Here is a 16,946-nt window from a genome sequence, read left to right as displayed (position 1 = left end):
CCGCTTCGGTTAGGCCTCCGTAGCCAGCGGGGACGTCGCCACTTCCGTGCCGTCGGCAAGTTCGCTGATCTGGAAGTCGGCGAAGACGGCGGGGGCAACGTCAGCGAGCTGACGCAGGCAGGCGATCGCCAGCCGGCGGATCTCCACGTCGGCGTGTTCGCTGGCCCGCATGGCGATGAAGTGCCGCCAAGCTCGGTAATTGCCGCTGACGACGATGCGGGTCTCGGTGTCGTTGGGCAGCACAGCGCGTGCCGCTTGACGGGCCTGCTTGCGCCGCAGCACGGCGTTGGGCTGATCGGCGAACTTGGCCTCCAGCCGGGTCAGTAGCTCCAGGTAGGCGGCGCGGCTGGCGTCGGCGGCCTCGAGCAGGATCTGGCGCAGCTCCGGGTCGTCTTCCAGACCGGGCGGCACGACCACCTGGGCGTCGTTCTCGGGCACGTACCGCTGGGACAGCTGGGAGTAGGAAAAGTGCCGGTGCCGGATCAGCTCGTGCGTGCAAGACCGGGAGATGCCGGTGATGTAGAACGACACCGAGGCATGCTCGAGCACCGAAAAGTGCCCCACGTCGATGACGTGTTTGAGGTAGGCCGCGTTGGTGGCCGTCCGGGGATTTGGCTTGGACCAGCTCTGATAGCAGGCACGGCCGGCGAATTCGACGAGTGCCTGGCCACCGTCGGCGTCGGTGCTCCATGGCACGTCGGCAGGCGCCAGGAACTCGGTCTTGGCGATCAGCTGCACGCGCAGCGGCGCGGTCTCGGCCACGGGCTCACCTTAGCGTCCGGGCACGATGGGATCCTGAACCAGGCGATCGCGACCAACAAGGAGTCACATGCCCGACGCGCTGTGGGGAACCGACGTCGAGGCGTCGGACTATGCCGGTCACCGCGGGCTGCAGTACTCGCCCCGGCCAACGACATTCGCGAGCATCTTCGCCGAGTCGCAGCGCTGGGCCGAGCGCACCTTTCTGGTTCACGGCGCGCGGCGAATGACGTTCTCGGCATTCGCCGATGCGGTGGACACCGGAGTCGTCGCCTTACAAGACGACGGCGTCCAGTCCGGCGACCGGATCATGCTGTACGCGTACAACACCCCGGACTGGGTCGTCGCCTTGTGGTCGGTGTGGCGCAGCGGCGCCGTCCCGGTGCTCGCCAATCGCTGGTGGCGGCGAACTGAGCTCGAGCACGCGATCGGCCTGCTCGAGCCGCGCCTCATCCTGGCTGACACTCCCCTGGACGGCATGGCGCCGGAGACGGTGCGCGACATCGCCCGATTCGCCGGCAACCGGGCGGTGACCGGCGCCGTCAGCTCGAAAGAAGTCGAGGATCCCGACGCGACGTCGGCGATCCTCTTCACCTCGGGAAGTTCGGGCCTGCCGAAAGCGGTCGCGCTCTCCCGGCGGGCCATCATCGCCAACCAGCACAATGTGTTGGCTCGGACGAGGCGGCTGCCGCACCAGCAGAAGCCTGATGCCCCGCAATCGGTGTCGCTGGCAAGCACTCCGATGTTCCACGTCGGTGGGCTGTCGAACCTGTTGAGCAACTACCTCACCGGCGGCAGGATCGTCCTCCCGGAAGGACGGTTCGACGCCCGCCAAGCACTCGAATTGATCGAACGCGAAGGTGTGCACAATTGGGGCGGCGTCCCCACGATGGCGATCAGGGTGCTCGAGCATCCCGATTTCGACACGTTCGACCTGTCGACGCTGCGCTCCTTTCCGCTCGGCGGATCAGCCGTACCCATCGCGCTGCTCGACCGGCTTCGCACCCGGCTTCCTCAACTGGGTAGTCGAGGACTCGGAAACACCTGGGGCATGACCGAATCCGGCGGATTCCTCACGGCAGCAACAAGTCCAGACTTGGCGCAGTATCCCGGCACCGTGGGCCGGCCCTATCCGGTCGTGGAGTTGGTCATCGATCGTCCCGATGCCGACGGTGTCGGTGAAATCCTGGCGCGTTCGCCAACAGTGATGAACGGCTACGTCGGGATAGCTGACGGCACCCTCGACGACGACGGCTGGCTGCACACCGGTGATCTCGGCCACCGCAACGCCGAGGGCTATCTGTTCATCGACGGACGCGCGAAAGACATCGTGATTCGGGGCGGCGAGAACATCAGCTGTGGCCACGTGGAAGCCGCTCTGTCGACTCACCCGGCCGTCGTCGAAGTGGCCGCCATCGGACCACCCCACCCCGACCTGGGTGAGGAACTCGCTGCGGTGATCGTCCATCGCCTCGGCGATACCGCACCGACGGAGGCTGACCTGCGCGCCCACGTCACCGACGCGCTGGCCTACTTCGCCGTTCCGACCCGGTGGCATATCAGCACCGCTGCCCTGCCGACGCTCCCCGGCGAGAAGATCGACAAGAAGAGCCTCGCCGACCGCTTCGCGTGACGACTCAGAGCATCTTGCGCAGCTGCGGAGCCAGCTCACCCCGCCGACCGACCGTGACATTGCCGAGTGCTAGCCAGGACGCCATGGTCTGAAGCTCGGCGGCCAACCGTGGTGCGACCACAGCCGGATCCTGGCCGGGCTCGACGAACGCTCCGACCACGTTCAGGGCATCGTTGGGCCGCTCGGCCTTGAGGTCGACGCGCCCGACGAGGCGTCCGTCGAGCAGGAACGGCCACACGTAGTAGCCGAACTGGCGCTTGGGTTCGGGCGTGTAAATCTCGATGCGGTAATGGAATTCGAACAGACGCTCCACCCGGGGGCGGAAGAAGATCAGTGGATCGAACGGACATAACAGCGCCGTGCCGCGATCCACCCGGGGCACCGTCTGCCCCGCACGCAGGTATGCCGGCGCCGACCAGCCGTCGACCTCGACCTCCTCGAGTTCCCCCTCGGCGACCAATGCGGCGACCGCGGGCTTGCTCTGCTTTGGACTCAGCCGGAAGTAGTCGCGCAGGTCGGGTTCGGTAGCCACCCCGAGCGCACCAGCGGCGCGCAGCGTCAGCTCACGAAGGGCCTCGTCGTCGTCGACCTGGCGGGCCAGCACGTGCGGCGGCAGCACGTTCTCGGCGAGGTCGTAGTGCCGGGCGAAGCCGACCCGGGTGGCGGTGGTCAGCGCCCCCGACGCGAACAGCGCCTCGGCCACCCACTTGGTGTCACTGCGGTCCCACCACGGACCCTTGCGGCCTCGCTGCTCGCCGTTGAGGTGCGCCTCGATCTGCCCGGCGGTGCTGGGTCCGAGTTCGGCGACGGTGGCCAGGATGTTCTCGGCCAGCCGCGGGTTCTTCTTGACGATCTCGGTACCCCAGCGGCCGTGGGTGTATTCCCGCATCCGCCAACGCAACAGCGGCCAATCCTCGACGGCCATCAGTGCGGCCTCGTGCGCCCAGTACTCGACCAGCAGCCGCGGTGAGCGGGCGCTGTGACTCCATGCCGCACCGTCGAGCGCGCCCCGGTCGTAGGGGCCCAGCCGGCTGAAGACCGGGGCGTAATGGGCGCGCACCGCGACCGACACCGAGTCGAGTTGCAGCACCTGGATGCGGCTGATCAGCCGGCGCAGGTGCGCGCGGGTGACGGACCCGCGCGGCTTGGGCTCGGCCAGGCCCTGCGCCGAAATGGCAACGCGGCGGGCCTGATCGGCAGACAGCCGGGTCATGCCCGCAGGTAACGGTGGAACCGGTAGCGCAGCCCAGATTTGCTGGTCTGCCAGTCCCCCGATGTCCCGATCCAGGATTCATCGAGAACCGGGGCCAGAGCGTCGTCGTCCTGTAGCCGCAGGTCGATCTCGACCTCGGTCACCTCGCAGCGGGTCGCCATCGGAAGGGCGAGGTGGTAGATCTCCGCCCCACCGATCACCCACGCATTGTCCGTGTGTACCTCGTCCAGTCCGCTCACCACGATCGCCTCGTCAGCCACATAGTCAGCTTGCCGGGTGAGTACGACATTTTTTCGTCCCGGCAGTGGCCGCACCGACGCCGGTAGCGACTCCCAGGTGCGCCGGCCCATCACGACGGTCTGCCCCATGGTGAGGTCCTTGAATCGCGCCAGGTCCTCCGGCAGCCGCCACGGGATGCCGCCGTCGCGGCCGATGACACCTGAGGTCGACTGCGCCCAGATCAGCCCAACGCTCATACAGCTACCGGCGCCTTGATCGCCGGATGCGGATCGTAGTTGCGGATCTCGACGTCTTCGTAGGTGTAGTCGAAGATCGAATCACGCTGCGCCAGAACAAGTTCCGGGTATGGGCGCGGGTCGCGGCTGAGCTGCTCGGTGACCTGCTCGACGTGGTTGTCGTAGATGTGACAGTCGCCACCGGTCCAGACGAACTCCCCCACGTCCAGCCCGGCCTGGGCGGCCATCATGTGGGTCAGCAGCGCGTAGCTGGCGATGTTGAACGGCACCCCCAAGAACAGGTCGGCGCTGCGCTGGTAGAGCTGGCAGCTCAGCTTGCCGTCGGCCACATAGAACTGAAAGAACGCATGACACGGCGGCAGAGCCATCTGCGGTATCTCGCCGACATTCCAGGCCGACACGATGTTGCGACGAGAGTCGGGATCGCGCTTCAGCAATTCCAGCGACGCGCTGATCTGGTCGATGTGCTCGCCCGACGGTGTCGGCCAGGATCGCCACTGGACGCCGTAGACCGGACCGAGATCGCCGGTGGGAGAAGCCCATTCGTCCCAGATCGTGACTCCGTGCTGCTGCAGCCACGCGACGTTCGAGTCGCCGCGCAAAAACCACAGCAGCTCGTAGACGATCGACTTCAGGTGCACCTTCTTGGTGGTGATCAGCGGGAAGCCGGCCGACAGGTCGTAGCGCAGCTGATGGCCGAACAGGCTGCGGGTGCCGGTACCGGTCCGGTCGGATTTCGGTGTGCCCTGCTCAAGCACACGTCGCAGCAGATCCTCGTACGGTGTGGCGATCGGCACGCCTGTCAGCTTACGGCCATCGCCAAGGAGTAGAACGGATGCCATGCCGACCATCACCGACACCGTGACCACGCCCGATGGCACTTGTCCCGTCACGTTCACAACCCCCGACGGCACCGGCCCGTGGCCCGCGGTCCTGATGTACCCCGACGCCGGCGGCCCCCGTCCGGTGTTCGCAGATATGGCCACCCAGCTGGCCGGCTACGGCTACGCGGTCCTGGTGCCCGATATCTACTACCGCAGCGGCGATTGGGCGCCGTTCGACCTGAACACGGCGTTCACCGACCCCGAGGAACGCAAGCGACTGATGACGATGATGGGTGGTATCACGCCGGACAAGATGGCGTCGGACGCCACGGCGTTCTTCGACTACCTGGAATCGCGGCCCGAGGTCAGCGGAGCGACGTTCGGCACCACGGGCTACTGCATGGGTGGCCGCACCTCGCTGACCGTCGCGGGCCGGCGGACCGAGCGGGTTGCGGCGGCCATGTCGTTCCACGGCGGCGGCCTGGCGACCGATGACCCCGGCAGCCCGCACCTGCTCGCCGACCAGATGCGCGCAGCGGTCTACGTCGGCGGCGCCGAGGATGATGCGTCGTTCACCGCCGAAGCCGCCGAGACACTCGACAAGGCGCTGACCGCAGCCGGCGTCGAGCACACCATCGAGTGGTATTCCGCGCGGCACGGTTTCGCGGTGGCCGACCACAGCGCCGCCTACGACAAAGCCGCCGCACAGCGGCACTGGGCCGCGATGAAGGATTTCTTCGGGGCTCACCTGCCTGCGTGAGCGTCGTCCTCGTGGTGATGGGCTTTACGGAGGCTGCCCAGCGCGCGAATGATCCCGCGCGACGCGTACAGCGCAACGACACCGGACAGCGCGATCAACAAGATGAACATCACCAGCCAGTTGCTGCGGCTGTGCGGCACGTTCCACCACACGATGGTGAACAGAACCGCGCAGACGAAGACCACGATGTCGCGCCAGTTGCCCTTGTAGGAAGCGGCGATCTCGCGCAGTTCGCGGGTCTTCTCAGTGGCGGCAATGAGGTCGGCGATTCGCTCGTTGATGCTCTTGCGTAGCGCGGCGCGCAGTTCGACGTTCTCCTCGGGGATCTTGTCGAGCAGTTCGATGTCGGCCTTGATCGCGCCCCGGACGTCGGGACCCCTCAGGCCGCCCGCAGCGACACCTAGTAGCGCACCGCCGGCGATCGGCGCAGCTCCCAACGCGATATCAGCGATGCCCATGGCGCCTCACATCCTTCCCCAACCTGCCGTCGTATCCCCCCGACGGTAGGGCCGACCGGTCTGTGGGTCCAGGGATGCCGCCAGATCGTGTCGAAGCTCAGGCGGTGCGATATGAGGGGGTGGCCCGCCGCGACCGGCTGCCGCTTGGCAATCCTCAACGAAGACTGGACTTTCCCCGCCGCCAAGACCTGTTGACGATCACTGCGCCATCAGCGTCGCCGCGATGGTGGCGCCAAGGTTCCAGCATGCCTCGACGTCGAGCTTCGTCGGCTTACCCATCACCACCACGTTGTCCGCAGCCCGCACCCAGCCCAGCCCGGCAGTAATGCCGTCGATGGCACGCTCCGCCCCCTCGGTGCCTTCGTTGCCGTGCAGGTAGACGCCGAACGGCCGCCCGCGGGTGGAGTCCAGCAGCGGGTAGTACGCCTGGTCGAAGGCGTGCTTGAGCGCGCCGCTGATATAGCCGAGGTTGACCGGTGTGCCCAGCAGGTAGCCGTCGGCTTTGAGCATGTCGGCCGGTGAGCAGGTCAGCGCCGGCCGGCGGACCACCTCGACACCGTCGATGTCGGGGTCGGTGGCTCCGGAGAGCACTGCCTCGAACATCTCCTGGCAGTGCGGAGACGGTGTGTGATGGACGATCAGGAGGCGCTTCATTTCGTCCGCTCCGCTTGCATGGCAACAGCTTTGCGCATCGTCTCGCGAGCGCGACCGCGATCGCCGGCATAGTCGTAGGCCCGGGCCAGCCGATACCAGCGCTGCCAGTTGTCCGGATCGCCTTCCAATTCAGCCCGCACGGTGGCGAACAGGGCGTCGGCGGCGTCGCGGTCGATCCGGCCCGACCGAGTCCGCGGCAGCTCACTGACGTCGAGTTCCATGCCATCCTCAACGGCCAGCCGGGCCAGCCGCTGATGGGCGAACCCAGCCCGCAGCGTGGCGACCATCGCCCATGCCCCGACGACCGGCAGGATCAGCACCCCGATGCCCAGCGCGATCGCAACCGGTGTTCCCGTCGCGATCAGGGTGACTCCGGTGCGACCCAGCAGCACGAAGTACACCACCAGGGCCGCACACATGAGGCCGATCAGCAGCTGGATGCGCAGCGCGGGATTCACAGGTCGAGCAGCGGTTCGATTCCGATGGTGAGCCCGGGCCGGGTCCCGACCTGGCGGACGGCGAGCAGGACGCCGGGAACGAATGACGTGCGGTCCAGGCTGTCGTGCCGGATGGTCAGTGTCTCGCCCAGGGTGCCGAAGAGCACCTCCTGGTGGGCGACCAGGCCGGTCAGCCGAATGGAGTGGACCGGAACGCCGTCGACGTCGGCGCCACGCGCCCCGTCCAGTCCGGTGCTGGTGGCATCGGGGTTGGGCGGCAGGTCTTTTCGCGCCTCGGCGATCAGCCGGGCGGTGCGCGTTGCGGTGCCCGACGGGGCGTCAGCCTTGTGCGGGTGGTGTAGTTCGATGACTTCCACCGATTCGAAGTAGGGCGCCGCCTTCTGCGCGAAGTGCATTGACAGCACCGCGCCGATCGCGAAGTTGGGGGCGATGAGTACAGCGGATCCGGGTTTGTCGGCCAGCCAGGAACGAACCATGTCGATGCGCTCGTCGGTGAATCCGGTGGTGCCGACGACGGCGTGGATTCCGTTGTCGATGAGGAACTTCAGGTTGTCCATCACCACATCGGGGTGGGTGAAGTCGATGACCACGTCGGTGTTGCTGTCGGTCAACAACGACAATGCGTCACCGGCGTCGATTTCGGCGCTCAGTGTGAGGTCGCCAGCGGCGCGCACCGCCTCGCACATGGTGGTTCCGACTTTGCCTCTGGCACCCAGGACCGCAACTCGCATAGGTGCAGCCTAGCGAGACGCGCTCATCCCGATGCGGATAGACCGGCAAAGGCGATAATCACGAACACACCACCGAACAGCACGGCCGCAAACAAGCCCTCGGCAACATACCGGAGTGGGGTGAGGGCAACCGAGAGCAGGGCGAACGCGCCGGCGAGAACAAGCGGTAACAGCGGCATGACCATCCAGTAGTAGACGTACGGCGTGGCCGTCATCGCCACCAACCCGAGGACAAATCCGATGAGCAGTGGCGCAAGCGGCGCCGACGACGCCCGCGGCACTCCGGGATCTCGGCAGTGTTCGGGTTCCCAGGACATCACAGCCGCCACAGCCAGGATTGAATTGCGATCGTCCCGAACACAATCCATGGGGACAGCGCGCAGATGATCACCGTGACGCCAAACGTACGTCCTGGCGTCCGCGACACGACCAGCAGCCACGCCCCGCCGAGAACCATCAGGCCCGTCATAAAGATGACGATGAACAGGCCGACTGGCGGGACGAGCGAATGGTCGGGGCTGCCACTTCCGTACGCCATCGACACCACGAACAGCATCCCGGAAAAGAAGCCGCCGGATGCAGCGCCCCAGAAAACGGCCAGCCTGTTTCGGATTCCATATTCTTCGTCGTGCATCGCCACCATCCTCGGGTTCACTTTCCGACGGGTACTCGGACGTGTTCGTCGATCGGCCCCAGTTCGACCGACGGGTACATCGTGGCGATCGGCGGGGCGCCGGGCGCGGGCACGAAACGGGCTAATGGGTCGTCTGGGAATTCACCCATCAGCCCAGACCCGATTTTCTGAGTGAACGGCAGCCCGACGAGCGGTCCTTCCGGTCCGATGTTGCGTGGGATGATCCCGGCGACGGGAGTTGTCACGCCTGCACGGTCGTTGTAGAGCTCGATCGCCGGGAAGTCGGAAACGAGGCCACCCACGATCGGTCCGGCATCCGTCGGTTTGATCACGAGTCGGCCGTTGACATTCCATGGACTGGATTTCGCGAGTTCTTCGCCGCCTGGCGAGAACGGATCGGCAGCGCGGTAGTCGATCAGCACCGAGCCATTGGGGTTCTGACTCACACGCACATCCGGTGTTCCAGTCTTCGCCTGACCGTTCATCACCGAAGGGTTCTGCCGGGCCACGACGAGTCCGTTCTCGTAGTCCACAGATAAGGACACGCGAGATTCTTCGGGTCGGGCCGCCGGGTCGAAACCTCTTCCGTCGCCGAGGTTGTCGCCCGACGGCGTCCAGGCCGTATCGCCCGGGATGAACAGATTGCCGCGCACGACGCCCTGGCCGGGCACGGGCCGTATTCGTCCAATCACGACATGCGGCGGCACCCCTGCATTCTTGGTGTCATAACTGTGCGGGTCAAGCGCCGCAGCCGTGTCCCAGTCAGCCGCGGTAGCCGGATCACGGCCGAAAACCTCACGGAAGGCGGCGATTTCGTTGTCACGGCGGTGAGCGCGCGCCCCAAAGCCCGGCGACTGCGGGAAATCCGGTCCAATACCCAGAGCCTGAAGGTCGGCGTCGTTGATGGCGTCGGCAAGTTCGGTATCGATGTCGTCGGCGCGCTGTTTCAGGCGTACCAGCCGGGCCGCGATGTCCTTGGCCGCCGCTTCCACCATCACCTGCTCGGCGAGTGACTGCGCGGCGAAGATGTGCCACGTGACGGAGCCGGAGACGGTGTCGATCGTAATGCCCCAGGCCGCCGCCTCGTCCTGGATCTCGTGCAACTCCTGCTTGATGGCGGCCACGTGCGGGGCTGCTCGCGTTGCCGCTTGGGCGACCGTCTGGTAGCTGTCGGCGTGGCGATACAGCTCTTGCCGGGTCTCCCACATCGCGGCACGCGCCGCATCGGCGGCGTTGCCGTCCCATCGAATGCCGTCGACGATCGCCCCCAGCTGGTCGGCGGTCATCCGGGTGGCCCTGCCCTGCCCGTCAGCCGCACTCGCGACCGCATTGATCGACGACGGTTCCCACCTCTCGATATCCGCGAGCGACAAACCCACTCGCCCACCTCCCTTTGCCGCGTGGAGAAAAAGCTAGGCGATCGGGCGGCGCCGCACTAGTCACCCCAACTCAGCGCGGCAAACACAGCGCACGGTCGACTATGTCGCGCTTCCGGGCTCCGACGTGTGCCGGTTTGCCACCGATTCCGCCAATCCGCCAGATCCATCGCGGCTGACGTGGGTGTCGATCGGCGCCGGGCGAAATCGTCGGCCGGTTCCTCGGCTCGCGACCGTAACGCCACGCGACGATTTACCGCCACGGTGTTACGTTGGGCGCCAGGAGAATCAGCGGTCGGTCCCCAATTCACTCCCCGGGCGGCTGTCGTACGATCGAATCGACTCCGAGCCAAAGTAGTTGTGCAGCATTTCTTCCCAATGTTGGGACTAGGGTGGCTCATCTGCATTCCCTCCGCCAAGCTCGACAGTCTTCGTTCCAGCCCGCAACAGCAGGTGACCATGCTGGCCCGACAACTCAGATCATTTTTTGTCGGTGCCGCGGCGTAGCGTCTCGAGCATGGGTTCGATCGTTGGTCTGCTGGATGCGCTCGACGAGGTTGTCGGGGAGCTGGCCGCGGTCGATTTCCAGATTGTGCCTGCGCCGGAGCGGTTTGCGGTCTTGGAGCGGGTGGAAACGGTCCAGCGTCGTCTGAGGGCGGTGTCTCATGCCGGGGTGGCTCGGTTGGAGCGGTTCGAGGGCTGCCCGCCGCTGCGGATCGCGTTGGCTGATGTGTTGCCGATCAGCCCGACCGAGGCGCGACGCCGGATCCGCGATGCCGAGCAGTTGGCGCCGCGGACGGCGTTGACCGGTGAGTTGTTGCCGCCGGTGCTGCCCGAGACGGCGAAGGCCTGGCAGGCCGGGCAACTCGATGGCGAACACCTCGAGGTAATTCAGAAGTTCGTCCATGCGTTGCCCAGCCATGTGCCGCCGGTTGAGGTGGAACTGGCCGAGAAGTCGTTGGCCGAGCATGCGGTGAACCTGCGCCCCGATCAGTTGGCCAAGGTGGCCACCCAGTTGAGTCTGGTGCTCAACCCCGACGGAATATTCTCCGACAGAGACCGTGCACGACAGCGCGGCTTCACCTGGGGTCGGCGCCGCGCTGACGGCATGCGGGAGGGCAAGCTGGTCGCTGACCCGGAGTTGCAGGCCGAGATGGAACCCTGGTTCGCGAAATTCGCCGCCCCAGGGATGTGCAACCCCGACGACGAGAACCCCACCGTGTTCGGTGCACCCACCGACGGGGCTGCCGTGCGGGATTCGCGCAGTCACGCCCAGCGCCAACACGATGCCCTCACAGCACTCGTCCGCGCCCGGTTGGGAGATCCGAAACTCGGTCAGCACAACGGGTTACCGGTCACCGTGATCGCGACCGCCACCCTGCAAGACCTGCACGCCAAGACCGGCCACGCCGTCACCGCCGGCGGCACCCTGCTCCCGATCCCTGACCTGATTCGGATGGCCACCCACGCCTACCACTACCTCGCCCTCTTCGACGGGGTCAACGGGCGCGCGTTGTGGCTGGGCCGCACCAAACGCATCGCCACCGCCGATCAACGAATCATCCTGCACGCCAGGGATCGTGGGTGTACTCGACCGGGCTGTGATGCCCCCGGCTATCACAGCGTGGTCCATCACGCCGCCCAAGACTGGAAGAACGGCGGCACCACCGACATCAACGACCTCACCCTGGCCTGCAACCCCGACAACGAGCTCGTCGAAACCGGCGGCTGGGACACCCGAATACTGCCCAACGGTCAAACCGAGTGGATCCCACCACCCGGACTACCCATGCTCAAAGGCGGCATCAACGACTACCACCACCCCGAAAGACTGTTAGCCAACGACAGCGACCCACCATCCGACGACGCAGGCGCGGCCTAACCCGAGTCTTCGACCACCACATCGACGGGCCGCCTTTTCGGGCCGCAGTTCGCGATACCACCTAGAGCGGCGCTGCACCCCGCAGGTGCTCGAAGATCAGCGACGTCTGCGTGCCGGCCACGTCGCCGTCCGCGTTGAGGTTCTCCACTACGAACGATCGCAGATCGTCGGTGTCGCGGGCAGCCACGTGGATGATGAAGTCGTCGGCGCCGGCCAGGAAGTAGACGTCCATCACCTGTGGCTTGCACCGGATCTGCTGGATGAAGTTGCGGATCCGGCCGCGAGCGTTGGCTTGCAGACTCACCGAGATCATCGCCTGCAGCGACAACCCGATCGCGGCGGGGTCGATGTCGGTGTAGAAACCCCGGATCACACCAACGTCCTGCAGGCGGCGCACCCGTCCGTGGCAGGTGGACGGTGCGATGCCGACGATGTCCGCCAGCGCACTGTTGGAGATGCGCGCGTCGGCGTGCAAAGCCGCCAGAATCCGCCGGTCGACCTCGTCGAACTCGGCGGTCCGAACATCATTCGGCGCACCGCCCGCACGAACAGAGATTTTCGTCGATTCTTCAGACATTGTGGGATCTTAGCGAATCTTCGTCGTCTTGATTGCCTTCACGTCGAAACTTCTTCACAATTCTCCTTAGCCAATCCCAGAACAAGGAGCGATCATGCGCGTCGGCATCCCGACCGAGATCAAGAACAACGAATACCGCGTCGCCATCACCCCGGCCGGCGTCTCCGAGCTCGTCCGCCGCGGCCACGAGGTGCTGGTTCAGGCCGGCGCCGGCGAAGGATCGGCCATCCAGGACGCCGACTTCAAGGCCGCCGGAGCGCAGCTGGTCAACGGCGCCGACCAGGTGTGGGCCGAGGCCGACCTGCTGCTGAAGGTCAAGGAGCCCATCGAACCCGAATACTCGCGCATGCGTAAGGGCCAGACCCTTTTCACCTATCTGCACCTGGCCGCATCACGCCCCTGCACCGATGCCCTGCTGGCGTCGGGCACCACCTCGATCGCCTACGAGACCGTCCAGACCTCCAGCCCGGACGGATCTGTCGCGCTTCCCCTCCTGGCCCCGATGAGTGAGGTCGCCGGTCGGCTCTCCGCCCAGGTCGGCGCCTACCACCTGATGCGCACCCAGGGTGGTCGCGGCGTTCTCATGGGCGGTGTTCCCGGCGTCGCCCCGGCCAAGGTCGTGGTGATCGGCGGCGGCATGGCCGGCGACAACGCGGCCGCCGTCGCCTGGGGTATGGGCGCACACGTCACCGTGTTCGACCTCAACATCAATATCCTGCGCAAGATCGACGCCGAGTACGGCGGCGCGATCGAGACCCGCTACTCCTCACAGCTCGATCTGGAGGACGCCGTCAAGCAGGCGGACCTGGTCATCGGCGCCGTCCTGGTGCCCGGCGCCAAGGCCCCCAAGTTGGTCACCAATGCGACTGTGGCACAGATGAAGCCGGGTGCGGTCCTGGTGGACATCGCCATCGACCAGGGCGGTTGCTTCGAGGATTCCAAGCCCACCACCCACGACGACCCGACGTTCAACGTGCATGACGCGGTGTTCTACTGCGTGGCCAACATGCCGGGCGCGGTCCCGCGGACCTCGACGTACGCACTGACCAACGCCACCATGCCCTACGTGGTCAGGCTCGCCGACAAGGGCTGGCAGGACGCCTGCCTGTCCGATCCGGCGCTGGCTAAGGGGCTGTCGACCCATCAGGGCCAGCTGCTCAACCAAGAGGTCGCCCACGACCTCGGTCTGCCCTACACCGATCCGGCCGGCCTGCTGTCCTGAAAACCTAGGTGAGCCACCGGCTCACCCGCACACAGCGGACCGGGATAGCTCAATGAGCGTCCCGGTTCGTTGGTGTCAGGGCCTCGTCATACCGGCCGGCGGGTGCCCGAGGCAGATCAGCGCGCCCAGCGGATCCCTGATCGCCGCCAGGGTGCCGTAAGGGGTCTCCTCGCCGGGCATCAGGATCTCAGCGCCCAGGGCCTCGCTCTGCTTCACCGTCGCGGCCACATCGTCGACGGTGACGTACACCTGCCAGAACGACGGCACCTCGGCGGGGAAAAGCTTGGCGGCATCCATGATTCCCGAATAGGCGCTCTCCCCGACGAAAACCTGCCCGTACCGCTCGGGCCCGACGGCACCAGGGGCGCCGCCCGTTCCGATCTCGTCGATACGGGCGCCGAGAACGGCCCGGTAAAACGCCAGTGACGCGTCGTAGTCCTTGCTCTGACATTCGAACCAGTACGGCGTGCCGTGCTCACCCCACTCGGTGAATCCGGCGTGGGTGCCGGGTTGCCAGAATCCAATAACGGCGCCGGCCGGGTCGACGACCACCATCATCGAGCCCAGATCACCCACCGCCATCGGTGGCACCATCACCGTCGCGCCCGCGGCCTGCGCCGCCGCGACGGTGGCCTCGCCGTCGCCGGAGTGCAGGTACACCGACCAGATATTCGCCGGACCGGCTTCGGCCATGTGCGGAACCAGCCCGGCGACCCGCTTACCGTTGCGGGTGAAGTTCTGGTAACCCCCGAACTCCGCCTGCGGCGGTGCCTCGACCTCCCAGCCGAAGATCTCGTTATAGAACTCCGCGGCGCGCGCGGGATCACTGCTCATCACGTCGAACCAGATGGGCGCCCCAATCGGGGCAGCGTACTCACTCACGATGAATCCTTTCGGCTGATGTCGTCCCCGAGACTGACTCTCGCGGGAACGGAAACTCATCGCGGTGGTCAGTCGAATAGCTCGCCGTCAACGTAAAACCAGCGTCGGGCTCGCACAGCGAACCGGGACCGCTCATGCAGCGTCCCACGTCGCGGCCCTTCCCGATAGTGCGCACGGAACTCGACCTCGCCGGTCTGGTCCTCGCAGCGGCCGTCGACGGTGTCGACGATCTGCAGACCGGTCCAGGTCAGCCCGCCATCCGGCGTCAATTCGGCAGGCCGGGTACGCGGATGCCAAGTCCGCCAGATGTAGTCGAGATCGCCGAGCGCAAAGGCGCTGTACCGGGCTCGCATCAGCTGTTCGGCAGTGCCGGCCTGGCGCTCGCCCCGGTGTAGCACCAGACAGCACCGGCCAAGCAGCTCGCCAGACCCGCAGGGGCACGCATCGGTCGGTTGCATCCTCGTACCGTCTAACCCTGGCCGAGCAGCGCCGGCAATGCCACCGTGGTCACTTCCGCGATCAGGTCACGCAGGGCCGGCGCGTTCGCGTCCGTGGATCGGGTGCGGGTCATGATCGCCAGAAGCACGCGTTCGCCGTTGGGTCCGAACGCGATGCCGACATCGTTGGTGCTGGCGAAGCCGCCGGATCCGGTCTTGTCCGCGGTGGTCCAGCCCGTCGGCAGGCCCGCCCTCATGCTCGACGTGGTGTTGGCGCGCATCCAGTCCTCGAGCTGCTTGCGATGCGGCTCGTCAAGCACCGAGCCGGTGAGCACGGTCAGGGTGCCGCCGCCCAGTGCCCGTGGCGTACTGGTGTCACGCGGATCGCCCGGGAGGGCCGAATTCAGTTCGGTTTCCCAGCGATCCAGCCGGGTGCGCTCGTCTCCGATGGACCGGGCGAACGCGGTGATGGCCGGCGGTCCGCCGATGACCCGCAGCAGGAGGTTGGCCGCGGTGTTGTCGCTGACCTGCAGGGCGGCGGCACACAGATCCGAAAGTGCCATCGGCTTGCCGACATTCGGCTCAGTGCGCGGGGAATTGGGCCGCAACAGGTCGGGATCGACCGCGACGGTGTCGGTGAGCCGCAGCTCCCCCACCTGAGCCTTCTGCAGTACTCGGGCCGACAGGTAGGCCTTGAACGTAGAGCACATCGCGAAGGGGTCGCCGTCGCGGTGCGCCAACGAGACCGTCGAGGCCAGGTTCTGGCCGTACAGCCCCACGAATGCGTTGTGCCGCTTCTCCAGATCGGCGATGCGCTGCTCGACGGGCGGCAACGGTTCGGCCGGGTCGCTGAGTGTCGGATGGGTTGGTGAGGGCTTGGTGCCGCAGGCCGCGAGGACGGTCAGCGCGGTGCCGGTGAACAGAACGCGTCGGCGGGACAGGCTCATCCAGCGTCCGCAGCCAATGCCGCCACGATGTCGGCTGCGCTGCCCCGGCTTGTGCGACGCCACGATGTGCCCGCCCACAGATTGGTTCCGTTCGGGTCACCGGCGGCGACCGCGGCCCGGCGCAGCGGACCGGTCATCTGATTGACCTCCGGATACCCCAGCGGCGCCACATCGTCATAGCGCGCGGTGAACCCGTTGGCCAGGCCCCGCGCGTAGCGACCCGAAAATGCCCGCGTCACCACGGTTTCGGTGAAATTCTCGTCGGTCAGCGCTGCCCGGTGGGTGCCGTTGGTGCCTGCCTCGTCGCACAGCAGGAACGCGGTGCCGGCCTGCGCCGCGACGGCTCCCCCGTCCAGCACCCGTCGCACATCCGCCCCGCCGGCCAGCCCACCCGCCGCAATCACCGGCAGGTCATAGGCCGCGAGAATAGCGGCCAGCAACCCGTCAAGAGGTTCGTCACCGGGCCGAGCGACGGGATCGAATGTGCCGCGGTGCCCGCCGGCTTCGGGCCCCTGCACCACCAGAGCGTCCACACCGGAGGCCACCGCAACCGCCGCTTCGTCCAGGTTCGTCACGGTCACTGCAGTCAGCACGCCGCGGTCACGCAGGCGGCCAAGAACTTCCGCGGCCGGGCACCCGAAGGTGAACGATGCCACCTCGGGCGCAATATCGGCGACCACATCGAGTTTGGCCTGCCACGCGTCGTCGTCGGGCTTGGGGTGCCCGACCTCGGCGCCATAGTGTTCGGCCAGCGGGGCCAGCAGGTCGCGGTAGCGGTCGAGCTCGCCGGGGGTTGCCGCAGACGGCTGTGGCACAAAGATATTCACACCGATCGGCGCCGAGGTCAACGACCGGGCACCGACGATCGCATCGGCGAATTGATCCGCACTCAGATAGCCGGCCGCCACAAATCCCAGACCGCCGGCGTTCGACACCGCCGCCGCGAGGGCGGGCGTACTCGGACCGCCTGCCATTGGTGCACCCAGAATAGGTACGGCCAAATCCTGCAGGCTGATCCTCACG

The 16,946-nt window shown here is 66.6% G+C and carries 20 protein-coding genes; 4 read left to right on the top strand and 16 right to left on the bottom strand.

From position 1 onward, the window contains the following. Nucleotides 1-9 precede the first annotated feature (9 nt). Entirely contained in the window at nt 10-762 is a 753-nt protein-coding gene (gene thyX / locus G6N38_RS22560; RefSeq protein ID WP_163750219.1) for an FAD-dependent thymidylate synthase, read from the bottom strand. Between the two features lie 67 nt (nt 763-829). Here thyX and G6N38_RS22555 point away from each other — a divergent pair, with 67 nt between their 5' ends. Beyond that, on the top strand, nt 830-2,392 hold the full coding sequence (locus G6N38_RS22555; protein ID WP_163750218.1) for a class I adenylate-forming enzyme family protein: 1,563 nt from the start codon (nt 830-832) through the stop codon (nt 2,390-2,392). Between the two features lie 4 nt (nt 2,393-2,396). Here G6N38_RS22555 and G6N38_RS22550 read toward each other — a convergent pair whose 3' ends face one another. The 3 genes from G6N38_RS22550 to G6N38_RS22540 are packed head-to-tail and all read right to left on the bottom strand — an operon-like array spanning nt 2,397 to nt 4,878. Further along, nucleotides 2,397-3,605, bottom strand: a complete 1,209-nt coding sequence (locus G6N38_RS22550; protein ID WP_163750217.1) for a winged helix-turn-helix domain-containing protein — start codon at nt 3,603-3,605, stop codon at nt 2,397-2,399. Next, complete coding sequence (locus tag G6N38_RS22545; RefSeq protein ID WP_163750216.1) at nt 3,602-4,081, bottom strand: dihydrofolate reductase; 480 nt, start codon at nt 4,079-4,081, stop codon at nt 3,602-3,604. The genes G6N38_RS22550 and G6N38_RS22545 overlap by 4 nt, the downstream gene beginning before the upstream one ends. Further along, on the bottom strand, nt 4,078-4,878 hold the full coding sequence (locus G6N38_RS22540) for a thymidylate synthase (protein ID WP_163750215.1): 801 nt from the start codon (nt 4,876-4,878) through the stop codon (nt 4,078-4,080). The genes G6N38_RS22545 and G6N38_RS22540 overlap by 4 nt, the downstream gene beginning before the upstream one ends. Nucleotides 4,879-4,921: 43 nt before the next feature. Between G6N38_RS22540 and G6N38_RS22535 the strand changes: the two genes are divergently transcribed. Next, the gene (locus G6N38_RS22535) at nt 4,922-5,665 is read left to right on the top strand and encodes a dienelactone hydrolase family protein (RefSeq protein WP_163750214.1); all 744 of its coding nucleotides are present in this window, start codon (nt 4,922-4,924) and stop codon (nt 5,663-5,665) included. Here the strand turns inward: G6N38_RS22535 and G6N38_RS22530 are convergent. The 7 genes from G6N38_RS22530 to G6N38_RS22500 form a co-directional block, all read right to left on the bottom strand. Further along, nucleotides 5,650-6,123 (bottom strand): V-type ATPase 116kDa subunit family protein, encoded by a 474-nt coding sequence (locus G6N38_RS22530; RefSeq protein ID WP_163750213.1) that lies wholly within the window; start codon nt 6,121-6,123, stop codon nt 5,650-5,652. The genes G6N38_RS22535 and G6N38_RS22530 overlap by 16 nt on opposite strands. Before the next feature lie 198 nt (nt 6,124-6,321). Then, nucleotides 6,322-6,777, bottom strand: a complete 456-nt coding sequence (locus G6N38_RS22525; RefSeq protein WP_163750212.1) for a flavodoxin family protein — start codon at nt 6,775-6,777, stop codon at nt 6,322-6,324. Then, complete coding sequence (locus G6N38_RS22520) at nt 6,774-7,196, bottom strand: tetratricopeptide repeat protein (RefSeq protein WP_163752272.1); 423 nt, start codon at nt 7,194-7,196, stop codon at nt 6,774-6,776. Before G6N38_RS22520 ends, G6N38_RS22525 begins: the two co-directional genes overlap by 4 nt. A 35-nt stretch (nt 7,197-7,231) precedes the next feature. Next, a complete protein-coding gene (dapB, locus tag G6N38_RS22515) occupies nt 7,232-7,966 on the bottom strand; it encodes a 4-hydroxy-tetrahydrodipicolinate reductase (RefSeq protein WP_163750211.1) in 735 nt (244 codons plus the stop codon). Nucleotides 7,967-7,989: 23 nt separating this feature from the next. Continuing rightward, nucleotides 7,990-8,295, bottom strand: a complete 306-nt coding sequence (locus tag G6N38_RS22510) for a hypothetical protein (RefSeq protein ID WP_163750210.1) — start codon at nt 8,293-8,295, stop codon at nt 7,990-7,992. Continuing rightward, a complete protein-coding gene (locus G6N38_RS22505; RefSeq protein ID WP_163750209.1) occupies nt 8,283-8,609 on the bottom strand; it encodes a hypothetical protein in 327 nt (108 codons plus the stop codon). The genes G6N38_RS22510 and G6N38_RS22505 overlap by 13 nt, the downstream gene beginning before the upstream one ends. An 8-nt stretch (nt 8,610-8,617) precedes the next feature. Beyond that, a complete protein-coding gene (locus tag G6N38_RS22500; protein ID WP_163750208.1) occupies nt 8,618-9,979 on the bottom strand; it encodes an Rv0964c family protein in 1,362 nt (453 codons plus the stop codon). Between the two features lie 514 nt (nt 9,980-10,493). Between G6N38_RS22500 and G6N38_RS22495 the strand changes: the two genes are divergently transcribed. Continuing rightward, nucleotides 10,494-11,858, top strand: a complete 1,365-nt coding sequence (locus G6N38_RS22495) for an HNH endonuclease signature motif containing protein (protein ID WP_163750207.1) — start codon at nt 10,494-10,496, stop codon at nt 11,856-11,858. A 61-nt stretch (nt 11,859-11,919) separates the two neighbouring features. On the opposite strand, the gene aldR is transcribed toward G6N38_RS22495, so the two are convergent. Further along, complete coding sequence (gene aldR / locus G6N38_RS22490; protein WP_163750206.1) at nt 11,920-12,435, bottom strand: HTH-type transcriptional regulator AldR; 516 nt, start codon at nt 12,433-12,435, stop codon at nt 11,920-11,922. Between the two features lie 94 nt (nt 12,436-12,529). On the opposite strand from aldR, the gene ald reads away from it, so the two are divergent. Then, the gene (gene ald, locus G6N38_RS22485) at nt 12,530-13,657 is read left to right on the top strand and encodes an alanine dehydrogenase (RefSeq protein WP_163750205.1); all 1,128 of its coding nucleotides are present in this window, start codon (nt 12,530-12,532) and stop codon (nt 13,655-13,657) included. Nucleotides 13,658-13,732: 75 nt separating this feature from the next. On the opposite strand, the gene G6N38_RS22480 is transcribed toward ald, so the two are convergent. From G6N38_RS22480 to G6N38_RS22465, 4 genes are all read right to left on the bottom strand, one after another. Further along, nucleotides 13,733-14,539, bottom strand: a complete 807-nt coding sequence (locus tag G6N38_RS22480) for a VOC family protein (protein WP_163750204.1) — start codon at nt 14,537-14,539, stop codon at nt 13,733-13,735. A gap of 68 nt (nt 14,540-14,607) precedes the next feature. Beyond that, nucleotides 14,608-14,997: a YchJ family protein gene (locus tag G6N38_RS22475; protein ID WP_163750203.1), complete on the bottom strand. Its 390-nt coding sequence runs from the start codon at nt 14,995-14,997 to the stop codon at nt 14,608-14,610. Nucleotides 14,998-15,008: 11 nt separating this feature from the next. Further along, nucleotides 15,009-15,923, bottom strand: a complete 915-nt coding sequence (bla, locus tag G6N38_RS22470) for a class A beta-lactamase (RefSeq protein WP_163750202.1) — start codon at nt 15,921-15,923, stop codon at nt 15,009-15,011. Continuing rightward, nucleotides 15,920-16,945: a nitronate monooxygenase gene (locus tag G6N38_RS22465; protein ID WP_163750201.1), complete on the bottom strand. Its 1,026-nt coding sequence runs from the start codon at nt 16,943-16,945 to the stop codon at nt 15,920-15,922. Before G6N38_RS22465 ends, bla begins: the two co-directional genes overlap by 4 nt. Nucleotide 16,946: the final 1 nt, after the last annotated feature.

It is taken from the genome of Mycolicibacterium helvum, assembly GCF_010731895.1.
In the GTDB taxonomy this organism is placed as follows: domain Bacteria; phylum Actinomycetota; class Actinomycetes; order Mycobacteriales; family Mycobacteriaceae; genus Mycobacterium; species Mycobacterium helvum.
The sequence above is the reverse complement of the archived record's forward strand: the minus strand, read 5'-3'. Positions and strand labels throughout refer to the sequence as shown.

Bases quoted from the DNA above. Each gene is read 5' to 3' on its own strand.
- G6N38_RS22545 (WP_163750216.1), bottom strand. From the start codon at position 4,081: ATGAGCGTTGGGCTGATCTGGGCGCAGTCGACCTCAGGTGTCATCGGC.
- ald (WP_163750205.1), top strand. From the start codon at position 12,530: ATGCGCGTCGGCATCCCGACCGAGATCAAGAACAACGAATACCGCGTC.
- G6N38_RS22495 (WP_163750207.1), top strand. From the start codon at position 10,494: ATGGGTTCGATCGTTGGTCTGCTGGATGCGCTCGACGAGGTTGTCGGG.
- aldR (WP_163750206.1), bottom strand. From the start codon at position 12,435: ATGTCTGAAGAATCGACGAAAATCTCTGTTCGTGCGGGCGGTGCGCCG.
- bla (WP_163750202.1), bottom strand. From the start codon at position 15,923: ATGAGCCTGTCCCGCCGACGCGTTCTGTTCACCGGCACCGCGCTGACC.
- G6N38_RS22550 (WP_163750217.1), bottom strand. From the start codon at position 3,605: ATGACCCGGCTGTCTGCCGATCAGGCCCGCCGCGTTGCCATTTCGGCG.
- G6N38_RS22530 (WP_163750213.1), bottom strand. From the start codon at position 6,123: ATGGGCATCGCTGATATCGCGTTGGGAGCTGCGCCGATCGCCGGCGGT.
- G6N38_RS22520 (WP_163752272.1), bottom strand. From the start codon at position 7,196: ATGTGTGCGGCCCTGGTGGTGTACTTCGTGCTGCTGGGTCGCACCGGA.
- G6N38_RS22505 (WP_163750209.1), bottom strand. From the start codon at position 8,609: ATGGTGGCGATGCACGACGAAGAATATGGAATCCGAAACAGGCTGGCC.
- dapB (WP_163750211.1), bottom strand. From the start codon at position 7,966: ATGCGAGTTGCGGTCCTGGGTGCCAGAGGCAAAGTCGGAACCACCATG.
- G6N38_RS22475 (WP_163750203.1), bottom strand. From the start codon at position 14,997: ATGCAACCGACCGATGCGTGCCCCTGCGGGTCTGGCGAGCTGCTTGGC.
- G6N38_RS22555 (WP_163750218.1), top strand. From the start codon at position 830: ATGCCCGACGCGCTGTGGGGAACCGACGTCGAGGCGTCGGACTATGCC.
- G6N38_RS22525 (WP_163750212.1), bottom strand. From the start codon at position 6,777: ATGAAGCGCCTCCTGATCGTCCATCACACACCGTCTCCGCACTGCCAG.
- G6N38_RS22535 (WP_163750214.1), top strand. From the start codon at position 4,922: ATGCCGACCATCACCGACACCGTGACCACGCCCGATGGCACTTGTCCC.